Annotated in this window: 16 protein-coding genes and 1 tRNA gene; 7 read left to right on the top strand and 10 right to left on the bottom strand. The window is 67.8% G+C overall.

Going from position 1 to position 17,874, the window contains the following annotated elements; genetic code table 11:
- Positions 1–23 precede the first annotated feature (23 nt).
- From ACJQWM_RS05770 to dxs, 7 genes are all read left to right on the top strand, one after another.
- Positions 24–731: a sensor histidine kinase gene (locus ACJQWM_RS05770; RefSeq protein ID WP_332703079.1), complete on the top strand. Its 708-nt coding sequence runs from the start codon at positions 24–26 to the stop codon at positions 729–731.
- A 21-nt stretch (positions 732–752) separates the two neighbouring features.
- Positions 753–1,400 (top strand): response regulator, encoded by a 648-nt coding sequence (locus tag ACJQWM_RS05775; RefSeq protein WP_332703081.1) that lies wholly within the window; start codon positions 753–755, stop codon positions 1,398–1,400.
- A 153-nt stretch (positions 1,401–1,553) separates the two neighbouring features.
- A complete protein-coding gene (locus ACJQWM_RS05780; protein WP_332703083.1) occupies positions 1,554–2,051 on the top strand; it encodes an LEA type 2 family protein in 498 nt (165 codons plus the stop codon).
- A 68-nt stretch (positions 2,052–2,119) separates the two neighbouring features.
- Positions 2,120–3,910, top strand: coding sequence for an acyl-CoA dehydrogenase C-terminal domain-containing protein (locus tag ACJQWM_RS05785; RefSeq protein WP_332703085.1), 1,791 nt, complete (start codon positions 2,120–2,122; stop codon positions 3,908–3,910).
- 267 nt (positions 3,911–4,177) lie between these two features.
- The gene (locus tag ACJQWM_RS05790; RefSeq protein WP_332703087.1) at positions 4,178–4,879 is read left to right on the top strand and encodes an HNH endonuclease; all 702 of its coding nucleotides are present in this window, start codon (positions 4,178–4,180) and stop codon (positions 4,877–4,879) included.
- Between the two features lie 201 nt (positions 4,880–5,080).
- Positions 5,081–6,223: a hypothetical protein gene (locus ACJQWM_RS05795; RefSeq protein ID WP_332703089.1), complete on the top strand. Its 1,143-nt coding sequence runs from the start codon at positions 5,081–5,083 to the stop codon at positions 6,221–6,223.
- Positions 6,224–6,453: 230 nt separating this feature from the next.
- Positions 6,454–8,373, top strand: coding sequence for a 1-deoxy-D-xylulose-5-phosphate synthase (gene dxs, locus ACJQWM_RS05800; protein WP_332703091.1), 1,920 nt, complete (start codon positions 6,454–6,456; stop codon positions 8,371–8,373).
- 118 nt (positions 8,374–8,491) lie between these two features.
- On the opposite strand, the gene ACJQWM_RS05805 is transcribed toward dxs, so the two are convergent.
- The 10 genes from ACJQWM_RS05805 to ACJQWM_RS05850 form a co-directional block, all read right to left on the bottom strand.
- Positions 8,492–8,568: transfer RNA gene (locus tag ACJQWM_RS05805), tRNA-Pro, on the bottom strand.
- 168 nt (positions 8,569–8,736) lie between these two features.
- Positions 8,737–9,093, bottom strand: coding sequence for a MerR family transcriptional regulator (locus tag ACJQWM_RS05810; protein WP_332703093.1), 357 nt, complete (start codon positions 9,091–9,093; stop codon positions 8,737–8,739).
- On the bottom strand, positions 9,086–9,391 hold the full coding sequence (locus tag ACJQWM_RS05815) for an integration host factor subunit alpha (protein ID WP_332703095.1): 306 nt from the start codon (positions 9,389–9,391) through the stop codon (positions 9,086–9,088). The genes ACJQWM_RS05810 and ACJQWM_RS05815 overlap by 8 nt, the downstream gene beginning before the upstream one ends.
- 51 nt (positions 9,392–9,442) lie before the next feature.
- On the bottom strand, positions 9,443–11,878 hold the full coding sequence (gene pheT, locus ACJQWM_RS05820; protein ID WP_332703097.1) for a phenylalanine--tRNA ligase subunit beta: 2,436 nt from the start codon (positions 11,876–11,878) through the stop codon (positions 9,443–9,445).
- A gap of 153 nt (positions 11,879–12,031) precedes the next feature.
- Positions 12,032–13,027 carry a phenylalanine--tRNA ligase subunit alpha gene (pheS, locus tag ACJQWM_RS05825; RefSeq protein WP_332703099.1) on the bottom strand — a complete coding sequence of 332 codons (996 nt, stop codon included), beginning with the start codon at positions 13,025–13,027 and terminating at the stop codon, positions 12,032–12,034.
- Positions 13,028–13,248: 221 nt separating this feature from the next.
- On the bottom strand, positions 13,249–13,608 hold the full coding sequence (rplT, locus tag ACJQWM_RS05830) for a 50S ribosomal protein L20 (protein WP_332703101.1): 360 nt from the start codon (positions 13,606–13,608) through the stop codon (positions 13,249–13,251).
- A 13-nt stretch (positions 13,609–13,621) separates the two neighbouring features.
- Complete coding sequence (rpmI, locus tag ACJQWM_RS05835; RefSeq protein WP_332703103.1) at positions 13,622–13,819, bottom strand: 50S ribosomal protein L35; 198 nt, start codon at positions 13,817–13,819, stop codon at positions 13,622–13,624.
- 333 nt (positions 13,820–14,152) lie between these two features.
- Positions 14,153–14,674: a translation initiation factor IF-3 gene (gene infC / locus ACJQWM_RS05840; RefSeq protein ID WP_332703177.1), complete on the bottom strand. Its 522-nt coding sequence runs from the start codon at positions 14,672–14,674 to the stop codon at positions 14,153–14,155.
- 67 nt (positions 14,675–14,741) lie between these two features.
- Positions 14,742–16,643, bottom strand: coding sequence for a threonine--tRNA ligase (gene thrS / locus ACJQWM_RS05845; protein WP_332703105.1), 1,902 nt, complete (start codon positions 16,641–16,643; stop codon positions 14,742–14,744).
- A 360-nt stretch (positions 16,644–17,003) separates the two neighbouring features.
- Positions 17,004–17,783: a TIGR04290 family methyltransferase gene (locus ACJQWM_RS05850; RefSeq protein WP_332703107.1), complete on the bottom strand. Its 780-nt coding sequence runs from the start codon at positions 17,781–17,783 to the stop codon at positions 17,004–17,006.
- Between the last annotated feature and the right edge of the window lie 91 nt (positions 17,784–17,874).

Raw genomic sequence — 17,874 nt, forward strand, 5'->3', positions numbered from 1 at the left:
CGCCAGCGCCCGCCGATACATCATTGCCCGCGATCCGCGAGCAGTACCAGCGGCTGCTCGGGCGGCTGGAAGCCAACGAGCGCGAGTTCCGGCGGCTGGCGCGCTCGGTCTGGCGCGTGCAGGAGGACGAGCGTCGGCGGCTGGCGCGCGACCTGCACGACGGCATCGGCCAGAACCTGACCGCCCTGAAGCATCGCCTGACCCAGATCGGGACCGGCCTGACACCGGCGCAGGCCGCGTTGCGCGACCAGCTCGACGCCGCCATCGCGCTGTGCGGCGACACCCTCGACGACACCCGCGAGATGTCGCGGCTGCTGCGACCTCCAATCCTCGACGATCTTGGCCTGGAGCCGGCGCTGCAATGGCTGGCGCGCAGCCAGGGCGACGCCAGTGGGCTATCGATTGCGGTGGAGATCGAACCGCTGCCGCCGCTCGACGGCGACCTGCGCACGCTGCTGTTCCGCATCGCCCAGGAAGCGCTCAACAACGTCGCCAAGCACGCCGGCGCGAGCAACGTGCTGCTGCGCCTGGTCGCGCGCGGTGGATCGCTGCAGTTGCAGGTGGCCGACGATGGCCGCGGCTGCGATCCGGCACAGGCGCTGCGCAGCGGCGGCAGCGGACTGGGCGGCATGCGTGAGCGGCTGCGCCTGCACGACGGCCGGCTCGAACTGCACTCCTCGCCCGGCAACGGCGCACGCATCCGCGCGGTGGTGCCGCTTGACGGCTGCTGAGTCCACGCTCACGTTAGGCGCATGGGGAACCAGATCCGGGTACTGATCGCCGACGACCACACGCTGGTCCGTGAAAGCCTGGTCGGCCTGCTGCAGCACGACGGCGACGTGCAGGTGGTGGCGCAAGCCGCCGATGGTCTGGAGACGCTGGAGAAGGCTGCCGCCAGCCGGCCCGACGTGGTGGTCACCGACATCTCCATGCCAGGCCTCAACGGCATCGAGGTCGTGCGCCGCCTGTGCGAATCGCTGCCCGGCACGCGCGTACTGGTGCTGACCATGCACCAGGAAGACGAATACGTACTGCAGGCGGTGCGCGCCGGCGCCTCGGGTTACCTGGTCAAGGACAGCGCGGCATCCGAGCTGCTCGCCGCGGTGCGCAGCCTGCAGGCCGGGCGCGGCTATTTCGGCCCGCAGGCGTCGAAGGCACTGGCCGAGCAGATGCAGCACCCCGAACGCGTGGTCGAGGACCCCTACGGTCGGCTGACCCCGCGCGAGCGCGAGGTGTTCCACCTGATCGTCGAGGGCCTGACCACCAAGGAGATCGCGCGCCGGCTCGACATCAGCGTCAAGACCGCCGAGAACCACCGCACCCGAGTGCTCGCCAAGCTCGACGTGCGCAACACCGCCGAGCTGGTGCGCTACGCCCTGCGCCGCGGGCTGCTGGACTAGCCCCCTTGTAGGAGCGGGCCATGCCCGCGACCGGAAGTCACGACGCCGCATGCTCGCGCCCATGGGGCGCTCCTAGAAAATCCGCTGCGCTCTCGTGGGGCGGGTTCCATGCGCCGTAGTATCCTCGCCGTTCCATGACAGCGGAGCGGCAGCATGAGGGTTCGGGCGCATTGGATACGTGGGTCGTCATACGCAACTGCCGCGCTCGTCTGTCTGGCATTGCTCGCCGCCTGCGCCAGCGGTCCGGTGCGCCGCGTCTCCGAACCGTCCGCGCGCATCCAGCAGCTCACCGTGCAGGCCGACGGTAGCTGGTCGGTGGATCTGCGGATCGAGAATTTCAGCAGCATCCCGATGCGTTTCGAGTCGGTGGACCTTGCGCTCGAGTTCGACGGCGGCCCGGTCGCCACGCTGCAGCTGCAACCCGCCCTGACGATCGGGCCGGAGTCGGCCGACGTGGTCGATCTCACGGTCACCCCGGATCTCGCGGGCAAGCTCGCCATTGCCGATGCGCTGGCTGCCGGCCGCAGCGTGACCTACTCGCTGGAAGGCAGCATCGGCGCGAGGCCCGAAGAGAGCCGCTTGCGTAACTTCGACATCGAACGCCGCAGTGCATTGAGCCCCACCCCCGGGTTACCCGGCGTGCTGCGGTAGAGCAGGTTTTCAGTTTTCGGTTTCGCTTTCCGTCTCCCCTGTTCCGGTTCCCTTCGCTGACGCGCCCCATGAGCCACTACAAAGCCCCGCTGACCGACATGCGCTTCGCCCTGTTCGACGTGCTCCAGGCGGAGGCCACGTTCCAGCGCCTGGGGTTCGCCGAGGCCACGCGGGACGTGCTCGATGCGGTGCTCCAGGAGGGCGCGCGCTTCAACGAGACGGTGCTGGCGCCGCTCAATGCGATCGGCGACCAGGTCGGTTGCAGCCACGCCCAGGCCACCGGCGCTGTCACCACGCCACCGGGCTTCAAGCAAGCGTATGCGCAGTACGTGGAAGGCGGCTGGGCCGGGCTGACATCGCCGGTCGAGTTCGGCGGGCAAGGCCTGCCGTTGGCTGCGGGGGTGCCGCTCAAGGAAATGATCGATGCGGCCAACCTGGCCTGGGGCAACTTCCCGCTGCTCTCGCACGGCGCGACCGAGGCGCTGCAGCAACACGGCGATGCGTGGCAGCGCGAGATGTTCCTGAAGCCACTGGTCGAGGGCCGCTGGACCGGCACCATGTGCCTGACCGAACCGCATTGCGGCACCGACCTGGGCCTGCTGAGGACCCGCGCCGAACCGCAGGCCGACGGCAGCTATGCTGTCACCGGCACCAAGATCTTCATCACCGCGGGCGAGCACGATTTCACCGACAACATCCTGCACCTGGTGCTGGCGCGCCTGCCCGACGCCCCGACCGGCAGCAAGGGGATCTCGCTGTTCATCGTGCCGAAGGTGCGGGTCGGCCAGGACGGTTCGCTGGGCGCGGCCAACGCGGTCCGCTGCGGCAGCATCGAACACAAGATGGGCATCCACGGCTCGGCCACCTGCGTGATGAATTTCGACGGTGCGCAGGGCTACCTCGTCGGCCAGCCGCACAAGGGCCTGATGGGCATGTTCACCATGATGAACACAGCGCGGCTGGCAGTCGGGCTGCAGGGGCTCGGGCTGTCGGACCGCGCCTACCAGAACGCGCTGACGTACTCGCGCGAGCGTCTGCAGATGCGAGCGCTGTCGGGTGCGAAGTGCCCCGACAAACCGGCCGATCCGATCATCGTCCACCCCGACGTGCGCCGCATGCTGCTGACCTGCAAGGCGCTGGTCGAGGGCGGCCGGGTGATGGGCTACCACGGCGCGCTGCTGGTCGACATCGCCCGCCATGCGCCGGATGCCCTCGAGCGCGAGCAGGCCGATGCGCTGCTGGGTTTCATGACGCCGATCGTCAAGGCCTGCCTGACCGAATGGAGCGTGGAATGCACCTACCACGCGCTGCAGTGCTTCGGCGGCCACGGCTACATCGCCGAGCACGGAATGGAGCAACTCGCGCGCGACGCCCGCATCACCACCCTGTACGAAGGCACCACTGGCATCCAGGCGCTGGACCTGCTCGGCCGCAAGGTCGTGCAGCAGCAGGGCACGGGCCTGCGGGTATTGCTCGGCATGATCGAGACGTTCTGCAACGAGCACCAGGGCAATGCCGCGGTCGCGGAGTTTATTGGTCCGCTGCGGGCCAAGGCCGTCGAATGGCAGCAGTTGACCGAGCAGGTCGGCCGGCGCGCGGCGGCCGATCCCGACGAGATCGGCGCCGCCGCCTACGACTACCTGATGTATTCGGGTTATGTCGCGCTGGCCTACTGGTGGGCGCGCAGCGTCGCCGCCAGCGAAGCCTCCGAACAGTCGGCACGGCTCAAGGCCGGCAAGCGCGAGACCGCGCGCTTCTATTTCGCCCGCCTGCTGCCACGCACGCTGGGCCACGCCGCCGCTGTCGCGGGCGGTGCCTCCACCCTGCTCGCCCTCGATGCCGACGCCTTCTCGCCGTGACCGGTCGCGCCCGGGATGTTTCGGGCGCTGGGTGAAGAGCTTTTTGACACGGATCAACTCGGATCAAAACGGATAAGGCAGAAGCACAATCGGCATGGCTTTGCTCTATCCGTGTTTGATCCGCGTAAATCCGCGTCAGAAAATTGATCCTGCCAGGACGAGGTGAGATCGCGGGATCGCCGCAGTGGGCACAAAGAGCGGGCCCGATGACCGCACCCGCTCCGCGCTACCCAAACGTCAACGAAAAGCGTATAAGCTCGGCTTCCAATGGAGACCGACCGAGCCACGCGGCGCCTGGTCCAGGGCGTCAGCCTCGCCGACACCCTGCGGCGCGGGTCGGCTGCTCTCCGGTTGGCTGCGGATTGTCCCGCGCAGCCGGTTCCCAGCCATCCTCTCGAACGCCTGAATTCGGTGCGCCTGCTGTCGCTGGACGCCCACGGCCGCGTGCTCGACTGGATCAACTGGCAGGACGCGGCCTGCCTGTACGCCCGCGGCGCGGTGTCCTGGACCCTCGGTGATCCGTGCCTGCAGGTCCACGGCGGCAGCAACCGCGTCACCGGCGAGCAGAGCATCATCGAGCTGCACCCGATCGTCGCCGCACGCGGCCATGCGCGGGCACGCGCGCTCGACCCGACTCCATCGCTGACCAACGCCGCATTGTTCGCGCGCGACAGTTACCTGTGCCTGTACTGCGGCCATTCGTTCCATCGCCCGCAGCTCACCCGCGACCATGTCAAGCCGGTCTCCAAGGGTGGCCGCGACATCTGGGAGAACGTGGTCGCCTCGTGCTTCGGCTGCAACTCGCACAAGGGCAACCGCACCCCGCAGCAGGCCGGGATGCCGCTGCTGGCAGTGCCGTACCGGCCGAGCTGGATCGAGCACCTGATCCTGTCCAACCGCAACATCCTGGCCGACCAGATGGCATTCCTGCGCACGCAGCTGCCCAGGAACGCGCGTTCGCACGCCTGAGTTCCGCCCGCCCGGGCTGCCGCGCTGCCCGGGGGTACGGTCGATATCCACCCAGCCACGTCACTTCCCGGCGCCTGGCGTCCGCCCGCCGGCGGTTTCGCGACGGCGCGGCCGCAAATCTGCGATCCGATGTCGCGCATGCGTTGACGCACGCCCCGGCCTCCGCAACACTCGGCACCACTGCGATACACGGATCCCACAATGCCCCTATCCCTTGGCCTGACGGGCATGGACCCGGCCACCGAGTCCGAACTCCAGAGCGCTTTCACCGACGCCAACGCGCGCCTGGGCAGCCGCTGGCAATTGTTACCCGACAGCCAGGCCGACTACGTCATCGTCGACATGGACAGCATGTACGGGCCGATGAGTTGGTTGCGCCTGCATGCCGCCGGCAAACAGGTGATCGGCCTGACCGATGCGCCGCGCACCCAGGCCGATTTCCGGCTGGCGCAGCCGTTCGACAGCGACAGCATGGGTGAGCTGCTGCAGGCGATGGCCAGCCATGCGGGCGAAGAGCTCGGCCACGCAGCTCCGCCGGCCGGGATGACGCCGGCGCCGCAGCCGCAGGACGAACTGCCCGAAGAGCTGCCCCATGCCTTGGTCGAAGAAGACGACGCGCCGGTGGAGCCCGGCTCGGCCGCAGCCGGGTCGCTGTTGCCGGATCTGGCGATGCCGGAGAATCCGTCGGCCATGCCGCCGGCAGCCAACATCAGCGCACCCGCCAGCGCGTCGGGGGAATCGGCCGAAGCGGTCGCCACCGGGACGGTCAGCGCCGACGCGCAGCCCAGTACGCTGGCCGAGTGGATATCCTCGGGCAAGCTCGGCGGCCGTCTGCGCTACCGGCGCGACGGCGCCGCGGTGCTGCTGGACACCAAAGCGCGCCAGTACTTCGCCGGCGCCACCACGCTCAAGCCGCTGGCGCCGCTGTTCCAGGGCAGCGTGGCCGAGTCGGACTTCGAACCGGTCGAGGAGGCCGACTGGAGCCGCGAGACCGCCGAGATCGGCGCGCCCCAGCCGCTGCAGCGCCTGATCTGGTTCGGTGCGCTGCTCGCCGGCGGCGGCCAGCTGGTCGCCGGGTTCGACCCGGAGGGCCGCTATCACATGCTCAAGTGGCCGCAGACCGAGCGCGAATACCCGAAGCACTTCCGGGTTGCCACGGCGATGATGAAAGGCCCGGCGACCATCGACGAGATCGCGCAGGCCAGTGGCGTGCCGGCACCGGACGTCGCCGACTTCGTCAACGCCAACCTGGCGACCGGCTTCGCCGACGCCTTCCACGAGCCGGAGCCCGAGGTCGAACCGAGCAAGCCCAGCGGCCTGTTCGGCCGCTTGCGCGGGCGGTGAGGCAGGCAGCGCAGTCGGCGGCTGCGCCGCCTGTGAGTCGTTCGCTGCGCTCACTGTAAGTCGGCCGCTACGCGACCTGTAAACGGAAACAGCAAGAGCGAGGCCTGTTCCATTCGCCGTTAGCCTGCTTACTGCTAACCGGTTCACCGTTCACCGTTCGCCGTGCTCGCGGCCTTGCTCCGTCCCGATGCCGGCGGGACAATAGCGAACTGCCGTCCGACGCCGTATTGATGATCGATCCGCAACGCTATCCACGCTTGTCCCGCATTGCCGTCCCCGCTGACCTGCGCCAGTTTGCGGAAGACGAGTTGCCGGCGATCGCCGACGAGTTGCGCGCCTACCTGATCGAGCAGGTCGCCCAGTCCGGCGGCCATTTCGGCGCGGGCCTGGGCGTGATCGAACTGACGGTGGCGCTGCACTGGCTGTACCAGACCCCGGTCGATCGCCTGGTCTGGGACGTCGGCCACCAGTGCTACCCGCACAAGATCCTCACCGGCCGCCGCGACCAGATCCACACGGTCAAGCAGAAGGATGGCCTGGCGCCGTTTCCCAAACGCGAGGAGTCGCCGTACGACACCTTCGGCGTCGGCCACAGCTCGACCTCGATCTCGGCCGCGCTCGGCATGGCGATCGCGCTGCAGCGGGCCGGCAACACCGGCGACACCGAGGTGCCGAAAGTAGTTGCGGTGATCGGCGACGGCGCGATGACCGCCGGCATGGCGTTCGAGGCCCTCAACCATGCCGGCGGCATGGACCCCGAGCCGGACCTGCTGGTGGTGCTCAACGACAACCAGATGTCGATCTCGGAGAACGTCGGCGGGCTGACCCAGATGCTCGGGCGGCTGACCGGCAGCCGCACGCTGAACGCGCTACGCGAGGGCGGCAAGAAGCTGCTTGGCGACAAGAACAAGCCGGCGGCGAAATTCGTGCGTCGCTGGGAGGAGCACTGGAAAGGCATGTTCGTGCCGTCCACGCTGTTCGAGGAAATGGGCTTCCACTACACCGGCCCGATCGACGGCCACGACCTGCCGGCCTTGCTGGCCGCGATGAAAACGCTCAAGACTCTCAAGGGCCCTCAACTGCTGCACGTGATCACGACCAAGGGCAAGGGCTACGAGCTGGCCGAGGGCGACCAGATCGGCTATCACGCGGTCGGCCCGTTTGATCCGAGCACGGGCCTGATCAGCAAGCCCGGGGCCAGGAAGCCGACCTACACCGACGTGTTCGGCGAGTGGATCTGCGACATGGCCGCGGTGGAGCCCAGGCTGCTCGGCATCACCCCGGCGATGCGCGAGGGCTCGGGGCTGGTGGGGTTCAGCAGGCAATACCCGCAACGCTATTTCGACGTGGCGATTGCCGAGCAGCATGCGGTGACGCTGGCTGCGGGCATGGCCTGCCAAGGCGCCAAGCCGGTGGTCGCGATCTACTCCACGTTCCTGCAGCGCGGCTACGACCAGCTCGTGCACGATGTCGCGATCCAGCGGCTGGACGTGCTGTTCGCGATCGACCGCGGCGGCGTGGTCGGGCCGGACGGCGCCACCCACGCCGGCAACCTGGACCTGTCCTACCTGCGCTGCGTGCCGAACATGGTGGTGATGGCACCGGCCGACGAGAACGAATGCAGGCAGATGCTCTCGACCGGATACCGCTTGGAAGGCCCGGCCGCGGTGCGCTATCCACGTGGCAGCGGTCCCGGCGTCGCGGTTCAGCCGTCGCTGGAATCGCTGCCGATCGGCAAGGCACAGGTGCGCCGCCGTGGTACCCGGATCGCGCTGCTCGCGTTCGGCGCGACCGTACCGGCGGCCGAGCAGGTCGGTGCGGCGCTGGACCTAACGGTGGTCAACATGCGCTTCGTCAAGCCGCTCGACCGCGCGCTCGTCCTGGAACTGGCCGCAGCCCACGACGGCCTGGTCACGCTGGAGGACAACGTCGTCGCCGGCGGCGCCGGCTCGGGCGTGGCCGAACTGCTCGCCGCCGAAGGCATCACGCTGCCGATCCTGCATCTCGGGCTGCCCGATGCATTCCAGCACCACGCCAGCCGTGAGGACCTGCTCAGCGAAGCCGGCCTGGACGCCGCCGGCATCCGCGCATCGTTGTTGCGTCGCTGGCCAGACCTCGCCGCGCCGCAGCCGCGCACTGCCGCCAGGTGATCGGTCTCCGGGCGCCTGGCTCGTAAGCTGTGCTGACAAGCCCAGCAGTCGCGACTCTCACCTCGTCACCAACGCAAAACGCCCGGCAATGCCGGGCGCTTGTCTGCACAATCGCAAATGGTCGGGACGGCCGGATTTGAACCGACGACCCTCTGCCCCCCAGGCAGATGCGCTACCAGGCTGCGCTACGCCCCGACGTGTTGCGATGCCCGCCTTGCGGCGGCCGACGATTATAGCCGGTTTTTGCGCAGTGCCCGTCTCGCACGGTAGAGCCGAGCTTGCTCGGCTGGCTTCGATTGTCGATCGACGGGACCTCGGTGTTCGCAAAAGCCGAGCAAGCTCGGCTCTACCAATTCGCGCTTCTCAGCGGCGCAGCAGTTGCAGGACCTCTTCGAGTTCCATCCGCACTTGCCTGATGATCTGCGAGCTCAATGCCGATTCGTCCTTGCCGGCACTGCCTTCCAGGCGCAGGCGCGCGCCGCCGATGGTGTAGCCCTGCTCGTACAACAGGCCGCGGATCTGGCGCACCATCAACACCTCATGGCGTTGGTAGTAACGGCGGTTGCCGCGGCGCTTGACCGGATTGAGGCTGGGGAACTCGGTTTCCCAGTAGCGCAGCACATGCGGCTTGACGTCGCACAGCTCGCTGACCTCGCCGATGGTGAAGTAGCGCTTGGCCGGGATCGGCGGAAGCTCGCGGTTGCTGCCCGGGTCAAGCATGGGAGCCACTCCCGCCGTGCGCTTCCACGCGCTCCTTGAGCTTCTGGCCCGGACGGAAGGTCACCACCGTGCGCGCGGAAATCGGGATCTCTTCGCCGGTCTTGGGATTGCGGCCCGGCCGCTGGTTCTTGCGGCGCAGGTCGAAATTGCCGAAGCCCGACAGCTTCACCTGGCGGCCCTGCTCCAAGGCTTCGCGCAGCGCGTCGAAGAACGCGTCGACGAACTCCTTCGCCTCGCGCTTGTTCAGACCGACCTCGTCGAACAAACGCTCGGCCATCTCAGCTTTGGTCAGTGCCATTGTGCTTTCCTTCCTGCCCCTGCCCGCACGGATCCGCCTTGCTCGCCCGCCTTACCCGCGGATCGACGCGCGGTGATCGCGCTGCAGTGCGGCCGTCACATCGGCCACGATCTGTTCCACATCGCGGTCGGTCAGAGTGCGCGATTCGTCCTGCACAATCAAGCCCATAGCGAGACTCTTGAATCCAGTTTCCACACCCTTGCCTTGGTAGCGGTCAAACAGCACCAGATCGCGCAAGGCCGGGCCGGCCGCGGCGCGGATGCTGGCGGCCAACTCGGCCCAGGCGACGTCTTCGGCCACCACGAAGGCGAGATCCCGACGGACCGACGGGTACTTCGACAGGCCGCGGGCCCTCGGCAGCGCGCGCGCCACCAGCGGCTCGAGGTCGAGCTCGAACGCGACGACCTCGACGTCCAGATCCAGCGCCCGCTGCAGCCGCGGGTGCAGCTGGGCAATGCAGCCGATGGCCTGGCTCTCGCCGCCGGCATCGACACGCAACACATCCGCGCACCGCCCCGGGTGCGCCCAGGGCTGCTGCGAGGCGCGGAACTCCAGCGAGGCGCCGGAGGCAGCCGCGAGGCTTTCCAGGTCGCCCTTGAGATCGTGAAAGCCAACGGGCCGCGCCGGACTCCCCCACTGCTCCGGTGCGGCCTCGCCACACGCGACCGCAGCGATACGCAGCGTCTCGACCGGCGCCGGCGCCGCCCCCGAGTCCCGAGTCCCGAGTCCCGGGTCCCGCTCTTCAAACACCTTGCCCAGCTCGAACAAACGCACCCGCGACTGCTGGCGCGCCACGTTGCGTGCCAGCGCGGCGACCAGCCCCGGCAGCAGCCGCGTGCGCATCACCCCGAGCTCGGCGCTGAGCGGGTTGGCCAGCGCGACCGCGCCCTGCCCGGCCTGCCAGGTCTCCAGCAGCGACGCGTCGAGGAAGGCGTAGTTGATCGCCTCCAGGTAATCGCGGGCGGCCATCTGCCGGCGCACGCTGGCGTCGTCGACCCGGGTTTCGCTGGGCGCGGCCAGCCGCGCAGCGCCGGCCGGCAACGTGGTCGGGATTGCATCGTAGCCGTGGATGCGCGCGATCTCCTCGATCAGGTCTTCCTCGATCGCAAGATCGAAGCGCCGGCTCGGCGGCGTCACCCGCCAGCCTTCATTGCTGGCGGCCACCGCCAGGCCGAGCGCACGCAGGATCCGCTCGACCTCGGCGTCGTTCACGACCAGCCCCAGCACGCGCGCCAGCCGCTCGCGGCGCAGTTCGATCGGCTGCGGCGATTGCAGGTGTTCGGCCAATGCCGCCTCGATCACCGGTCCGGGCGCACCGCCGGCGATGTCCAGGATCAGCTGCGTGGCGTACTCCATCGCGATGCGCGGCAGTGCCGGGTCGACCCCACGCTCGAAGCGGTGGCCGGCATCGGTGTGCAGGCCGAGTCTGCGGCCGCGGCCGATGATCGCCGATGGCGCGAAGTGCGCCGACTCCAGGAATACCGTGCGGGTGGCCTCGGTAACGCGGGTGTCGAGCCCGCCCATCACCCCGGCCAGTGCGATTGGGCGGCTTTCATCGGTACCGCTGGCGTCGGTAATCGCGAGGAACTGCTCGTCCAGGGTGACCTCGCGCGCATCGAGCAAGGTCAGCGTCTCGCCGCGGCGCGCGTGGCGCACGCCGATCGGGCCGGTCAGCTTGTCACGGTCGAACGCATGCATCGGCTGGCCCAGTTCGAGCATCACGTACTGGGTGATGTCGACCAGCAGCGAGACCGGCCGAGTGCCGCTGCGGCGCAGGCGCTCGGCCATCCACAACGGCGTCGGTGCTGCGGCGTCGATGCCCTCGATCACGCGGCCGCAATAGCGCGGCGCGTCGGCGCCGGCGTTGAGTTCGACCGCCAGTGTCGCCTCGCTCTGCGGCGCGACCGGCGCGGCGCTGAAGGCCGCGACCTCGCTGGCCGATGCCGCGGCGACATCGAACGCGATGCCGCGCACGCCGAAGCAGTCGGCGCGGTTCGGGGTCAGCTTGATCTCGATGCTGGCGTCGGGCAGGCCAAGGTAACCGGCCAGCGCCGCGCCGACCGGCGCGTCGGCCGGCAGTTCCAGCAGCCCCGATGCATCGATGTCGGTGCCGATTTCCTTCGCCGAGCACAGCATGCCCGCCGATTCGACCCCGCGCAGCCTGGCCGCCTTGATGACCATGCCGCCGGGGAGGGTCGCGCCGACCATCGCCAGCGGCGCCTTGAGCCCGGCGCGCGCGTTCGGCGCACCGCAGACGATCTGCACGTGATCGCCATTGCCGATATCGACCTGGCAGACCTGCAGGCGGTCGGCCTCGGGATGTTTCGTGGCGCTGACGATCTGCGCGACGACCACGCCATCGAGCGACTCGCCCAATGGCGTGACGGCCTCGACCTCCAGTCCGATCGCGGTCAGCGTCGCGGCGAGTTCATCGCGGGTCGCGGTGGTCGGGACGTGGCTGCGGAGCCAGTTTTCGGAGAATTTCATCGTTGGAGTTCCACACGAAGTCTGGAGCCGAGGCGTTGGCTCCCTCCCCTTCAAGGGGGAGGGCTGGGGAGGGGATGGGGTTTGCTGCGGGTCAAGCAAGATCAAACCCATCCCCATCCCGGCCTTCCCCTTGAAGGGGAAGGAGCACAGCGGTCAGGCGAACTGCCGCAAAAACCGCACGTCGTTGTCGAAAAAGCTGCGCAGGTCATCGACGCCGTAACGCAGCATCGCGAAACGCTCCACGCCCAGGCCGAAGGCGTAGCCGGTGTAACGCTCCGGATCGATGCCGACGTTGCGCAGCACGTTCGGATGCACCATGCCGCAGCCGAGCACCTCGAGCCAGCGGGTCGAGCCGTCGGGCTGCTGCCAGGCGATGTCGACCTCGGCCGAGGGCTCGGTGAACGGGAAGTAGCTCGGGCGGAAGCGCATCTGGAAGTCGCGCTCGAAGAACGCGCGCACGAACTCGGCGAGCGTGCCCTTCAGGTCGGCGAAGCTGGCGTGCTCGTCGACCAGCAGGCCCTCGACCTGGTGGAACATCGGCGTGTGGGTCTGATCGCTGTCGCTGCGGTAGACCTTGCCGGCGGCGATCATGCGCAGCGGCGGTGGGTGCTCGCCCATGTAACGCACCTGCACGCCCGAGGTATGGGTGCGCAGCAGGCGGCCGTCGCCAAAGTAGAACGTGTCGTGCATCGCGCGCGCCGGGTGGTGCGGCGGGAAATTCAGCGCTTCGAAGTTGTGCCAGTCGTCCTCGATCTCCGGGCCGTCGGCGAGTCCGAAACCGAGCCGGCCGAAGATGTCGGTGATGCGCTCCAGGGTGCGGCTGACCGGATGCAGGCCGCCGCGGGCACGGTCAATGCCCGGCAGGGTGACGTCGATCGTTTCGGAGGCCAGGCGTGCATCGAGCGCCGCGTCATCGAGCACCGCCCTGCGTTCGGCCAGCGCACTCGACAGCGCATCGCGTGCCTGGTTGATCGCCTCGCCCGCGGCCTTGCGCTGGTCGGCCGGCAGCGTGCCGAGCTGCTTGAGCTGCGCGGTGACTGTGCCGGACTTGCCGAGCAGGGCGACGCGCAGCGCCTCGATGCTCGCCGGCGAATCGGCGGCGGCGATGTCGGCCAGCGCCTGTTGCGTCAGTTGTTCGATACCGCTCATCGTCGATCCCGTCAGTCCGGTGATCCGGCACCTGTAGGAGCGGCTTCAGCCGCGATTCGGAACCGGCGCGCGCGACCGGAACCCCATCGCGACTGAAGCCGCTCCTACAGATATGACCGGAACCCCCAAAACGAACATGGGGAAGGACTTGCGCCCTTCCCCATGCGTGTACTTCGATGTCCGTCATCACGCACGTTGCCATGCGCAATGACACCGACACGTTACGCTGCGAGCGCGCCCTTGGCCTTTTCGGTCAGCGCGGCAAACCCCGCCGCGTCGTGCACGGCGATGTCCGCCAGCACCTTGCGGTCCAGGGTGATGCCGGCCTTCATCAGGCCGTTCATGAAGCGGCTGTAGCTCATGCCGTTGATGCGGGCGGCCGCATTGATGCGGGTGATCCACAGCGAACGGAAATTGCGCTTCTTCTGCTTGCGGCCGATGTAGGCGTACTGCAGTGCCTTGGTGACCGCCTGCTTGGCGACGCGGAAGACCTTGCGGCGGGCGTGATAGTAGCCCTTGGCTTGCTTCAGGATTTTCTTGTGACGACGGCGGGCCGTCACACCACGTTTGACTCGTGCCATTTTTTAGCCCTCCTCAGAGATACGGAAGCATGCGGGTCAGACGGCCTGCATCCTCGGCACGAACATGGTTCGTCTGCCGCAGGTTGCGCTTCCGCTTCGTCGACTTCTTGGTGAGGATATGGCTACGGTTGGCGTGGCCGCACTTGAACTTGCCGGAAGCGGTCTTGCGAAAACGCTTGGCCGCCCCGCGATGGGTCTTGATCTTGGGCATGGGATGTCCTTTCGGTTTCTGTCACTGGCTTGGGCGGCAGCGGCTGCAAGAACACAGGCGCCACGCTTTCCGTCCTGCCCTGGCCGGTCGTAAGTCGTTGATCCGGAAGAATCCTCGACGAGTCCTGAATGTCGCGTACAGCAGACCCGGCGAACCGGGCCGCGCATTATGCGGGCTGCCGCCGCGCGTTGCAATCCGCCGCGCCGCTGTAGGAGCGGCTTCAGCCGCGATCGGATGACCGGTCGCGGGACCGGCTCTGGATAGCGGCCGAAGCCGCTCCTACGGTCGGTGTCTGGGTTCGGCGGGGATCATGGCGATCACCGCCGCATGGCCTCAGCGCTTCTTCGGCGCGATCATCATCACCATCTGCCGGCCTTCCAAGCGCGGGCGCGACTCGATCACGATGTCTTCGCCAAGATCGGTCTCGATCCGGGCGGCCATCTCCCGGCCCAGCTCCTGGTGGCTCATCTCGCGGCCACGGAAGCGGATGTTGACCTTGAGCTTGTCGCCCTCCTCCAGGAACTCGCGCATCTTGCGCAGCTTGATCTGGTAGTCGCCTTCATCGGTGACCGGGCGGAACTTGATTTCCTTGATCTCGACCTTGTTCTGCTTCTTCTTGGCCAGGTTGGCCTTTTTCTGCAGGTCGAACTTGTACTTGCCGAAATCCATGATGCGGCAGACCGGCGGGTCGCCGTGCGGCTGGATTTCGACCAGATCGAGGCCATCTTCCTGGGCCAGGCTCAGCGCTTCGTCGCGCGAGAGCACTCCGACCATCTCACCGTCGGCGCCGATGACGCGGACGCGCGGGACGCGGATTTCCTGGTTCTTGCGATTCGGCTTGTCAGGGGTGCTGATGTTTCAATCTCCGGTATGGATCGTGCCGGCCGCAGGCGCGACCGGGTCGGCGGCAGCCTAGGCTGCCCTATCTGGCGTGCTCGTCACGTAAACGCGAGGCGAATTCGGCAACGGACATCGTCCCCAGATCCTCCCCTCCCCGCGTGCGCACCGCGACGTGGCCGTTTTCCTTCTCGCGGTCACCGACCACCAGCAGGTACGGCACGCGCTGCAGCGTGTGCTCGCGGATCTTACGGCCGATCTTCTCGTTCCGCAAATCGCTTTCGACCCGGAATCCTTGATTCGCAAGGGATTTGTGCACCTCATCGACATAATCGGCCTGGGCGTCGGTGATATTCATCGCCACCGCCTGCACCGGCGCCAGCCAGGCCGGGAACTGGCCGGCGTGGTGCTCGATCAGGATACCGATGAAGCGCTCCATCGAACCGACGATGGCGCGGTGCAGCATGACCGGGTGGCGCTTCTGGCTGTGCTCGTCGACGTATTCCGCCCCCAGCCGCGCCGGCATCATGAAATCGACCTGCATCGTGCCCAGCTGCCAGGTCCGGCCGATCGCGTCGCGCAGGTGGTACTCGATCTTGGGGCCGTAGAACGCGCCCTCGCCCGGCAACTCCTCCCACTCCACCCCGGCACTGCGCAGCGCGGCGCGCAACGCGGCCTCGGCCTTGTCCCAGGTGGCGTCGTCGCCCAGCCGCGGCTCGGGGCGCAGCGCGATCTTGAGCTGGACGTCCTTGAAGCCGAAGGTCTCGTACACCTGCATCGCCTGGCGGTGGAAGGCGGTGACCTCGGCCTCGACCTGGTCCTCGGTGCAGAACACGTGGCCGTCGTCCTGGGTGAATCCGCGCACCCGCAGGATGCCGTGCAGCGCGCCGGATGGCTCGTTGCGGTGGCAGGCCCCGAACTCGCCGTAGCGGATCGGCAGGTCGCGGTAGCTGTGCAGGCCGTGGTTGAACACCTGCACGTGGCCCGGGCAGTTCATCGGCTTGAGCGCGTAGGTGCGCTTCTCCGACTCGGTGAAAAACATGTTGTCCTGGTAGTTGTCCCAGTGGCCGGACTGCTTCCACAGCGAGACGTCGAGGATCTGCGGGCAGCGCACCTCCTGGTAGCCGCTGTCGCGGTAGACACCGCGCATGTACTGCTCGACCACCTGCCAGATCGACCAGCCCTTGGGATGCCAGAAGATCAGGCCCGGCGCCTCCTCTTGCAGGTGGAACAGGTCCTGCTGGCGCGCGATCTTGCGGTGGTCGCGCTTGTCGGCCTCCTCGATGCGCTGGATGTAGGCCGACAGCTGCTTCTTGTCGGCCCAGGCGGTGCCGTAGATGCGCTGCAGCTGCTCGTTCTTGGAGTCGCCGCGCCAGTACGCGCCGGAGATGCGGGTCAGCTTGAACACCTTGAGGAAACGCGTGTTCGGCACGTGCGGGCCGCGGCACATGTCGACGTATTCCTGGTGGTGGTAGAGGCCCATCGCCTGCTCGTCGGGCATGTCCTCGACCAGGCGCAGCTTGTAGTCCTCGCCGCGCGCCTTGAACGTGGCGATGACCTCCTCACGCGGCGTGACTTTCTTGATCACGTCGTAATCGGTGTCGATCAGTTCGATCATGCGCTGCTCGATCGCGGCCAGGTCATCGGGCGTGAACGGGCGCTCGTTCCAGATGTCGTAGTAGAACCCCTCCTCGATCACCGGGCCGATCACCATCTTCGCGTCCGGGTACAGCTGCTTGACCGCGTGGCCGACCAGGTGCGCGCAGGAGTGGCGGATGATCTCCACGCCTTCGGGATCTTTCGGGGTGATGATGCGCAGGCGGGCGTCGTGTTCGATGACGTCGGAGGCATCCACCAGCTTGCCGTCGAGCTCGCCGGCGACGGTCGCCTTGGCCAGGCCCGCGCCGATCGAGGCGGCGACGTCCATGACGCTGAGGGGATGTTCGAATTCGCGGCGGCTGCCGTCGGGGAGCGTGATGTTGATCATGGCTGGAAGTCTGCGTTTTGTAGGAGCGGCTTCAGCCGCGAAGTAGGTTTTTTGTAGGAGCGACGTAAGTCGCGACCGATGTGACGGCGCGGTCGCGACTTACGTCGCTCCTACAGAGAGCTTCGCGGCTGAAGCCGCTCCTACAGGGGAATGGGTGGCACAAAAAAGGCGCCGACCGGGGCACCTGCGGATGCGGCAGCTCGGGCGGAATCAGCGATGGGCGATGGTAGTGCTCATGTCGCACGCTTGGCCGGCGGTTTGCCGCGGGCCACCTGGCATCCGGGACCGCGGCCGGATGCCGCGCTCAGGGCGCAATAGTTGGGGACGGCGCGGGGCAAGTCAACGGCCGCGTGGAGCCCGTCAGGTGCCGGTGGCGGCCTTGAGCTCGGCTTCGACCATGCCGGCGGCGTCCATGGGCGCGTCGCCGGGTCCGCACAGATAGGTCTCGTGCGCGATGCGCGCATGCACCTTGAAGCCGCTGCTGCGCAGCATGGCCTCGATGCAGGCGTGGTCGGGCGCCCACCAGTTGGTCGGATCGCCGGCCAGGCGTCTTTCGATGAACGCCATCGCCGGCCAGCCCGGCTCGCGCAGGCGCTCGCGCTGGTCGATCGCGAGATCGGCGGGCGGGTCGACGACCTCATCGCCCGGCATCGTCAGGGTCTGCATGACCATCATCCGGCGCATCTTGCGACGCACGATGTCCAGCGCCAGCAGCGGGTGGCGCAGGTGGTACAGCACGCCCATGAACCAGACCAGGTCGTAGGTCTGAGACTCCCGGGCGAGATCGTAGATCTGCATCTGCCGGAACTCGATCCGGTCCTCGAGCTGCAGGTGCCTTGCCGCCCAGCGCGCCTGGCGCAGGTAGTGCGGGTCGACGTCGATGGCGGTGACCGACGCGCCGCGCGCGGCGAACTGGAAACTGTAATAGCCCGCGTTGCAGCCGATGTCGAGCACGTTCCAGCCGCTGAGGTCGGTATCGATGTGCGGCGCTATCTGCTTCCACTTGAACGAGGGAAAATCGCCCAGCGGATGCTCCGGCGCAGTCTGCAGGCCCTCGGGCAGGTGCAGGTTGTGGAACCAAGGCTGCTGCGCGTCGATCTGCGCCTGCAGCGCGTCGTGTCCGGCGGCCGGAGCGCTCATGGCCATGACGACGGCCCTGTCCTGCCGGTGGCACACGGCAAGTCACCGGCCGATCCGCCGGCCGACGCCGCATCGTCCCGGCGACCTCCCG

The sequence above is a fragment of the Novilysobacter longmucuonensis genome, assembly GCF_046600735.1.
In the GTDB taxonomy this organism is placed as follows: domain Bacteria; phylum Pseudomonadota; class Gammaproteobacteria; order Xanthomonadales; family Xanthomonadaceae; genus Novilysobacter_A; species Novilysobacter_A longmucuonensis.

Excerpts from the sequence above, each read along its gene's own strand:
- ACJQWM_RS05795 (WP_332703089.1), top strand. The coding sequence starts at position 5,081 with ATGCCCCTATCCCTTGGCCTGACGGGCATGGACCCGGCCACCGAGTCC.
- ACJQWM_RS05850 (WP_332703107.1), bottom strand. The coding sequence starts at position 17,783 with ATGAGCGCTCCGGCCGCCGGACACGACGCGCTGCAGGCGCAGATCGAC.
- pheS (WP_332703099.1), bottom strand. The coding sequence starts at position 13,027 with ATGAGCGGTATCGAACAACTGACGCAACAGGCGCTGGCCGACATCGCC.
- ACJQWM_RS05790 (WP_332703087.1), top strand. The coding sequence starts at position 4,178 with ATGGAGACCGACCGAGCCACGCGGCGCCTGGTCCAGGGCGTCAGCCTC.
- ACJQWM_RS05785 (WP_332703085.1), top strand. The coding sequence starts at position 2,120 with ATGAGCCACTACAAAGCCCCGCTGACCGACATGCGCTTCGCCCTGTTC.
- ACJQWM_RS05775 (WP_332703081.1), top strand. The coding sequence starts at position 753 with ATGGGGAACCAGATCCGGGTACTGATCGCCGACGACCACACGCTGGTC.
- pheT (WP_332703097.1), bottom strand. The coding sequence starts at position 11,878 with ATGAAATTCTCCGAAAACTGGCTCCGCAGCCACGTCCCGACCACCGCG.
- ACJQWM_RS05780 (WP_332703083.1), top strand. The coding sequence starts at position 1,554 with ATGAGGGTTCGGGCGCATTGGATACGTGGGTCGTCATACGCAACTGCC.
- ACJQWM_RS05815 (WP_332703095.1), bottom strand. The coding sequence starts at position 9,391 with ATGGCACTGACCAAAGCTGAGATGGCCGAGCGTTTGTTCGACGAGGTC.
- rpmI (WP_332703103.1), bottom strand. The coding sequence starts at position 13,819 with ATGCCCAAGATCAAGACCCATCGCGGGGCGGCCAAGCGTTTTCGCAAG.
- rplT (WP_332703101.1), bottom strand. The coding sequence starts at position 13,608 with ATGGCACGAGTCAAACGTGGTGTGACGGCCCGCCGTCGTCACAAGAAA.
- dxs (WP_332703091.1), top strand. The coding sequence starts at position 6,454 with ATGATCGATCCGCAACGCTATCCACGCTTGTCCCGCATTGCCGTCCCC.
- ACJQWM_RS05810 (WP_332703093.1), bottom strand. The coding sequence starts at position 9,093 with ATGCTTGACCCGGGCAGCAACCGCGAGCTTCCGCCGATCCCGGCCAAG.
- thrS (WP_332703105.1), bottom strand. The coding sequence starts at position 16,643 with ATGATCAACATCACGCTCCCCGACGGCAGCCGCCGCGAATTCGAACAT.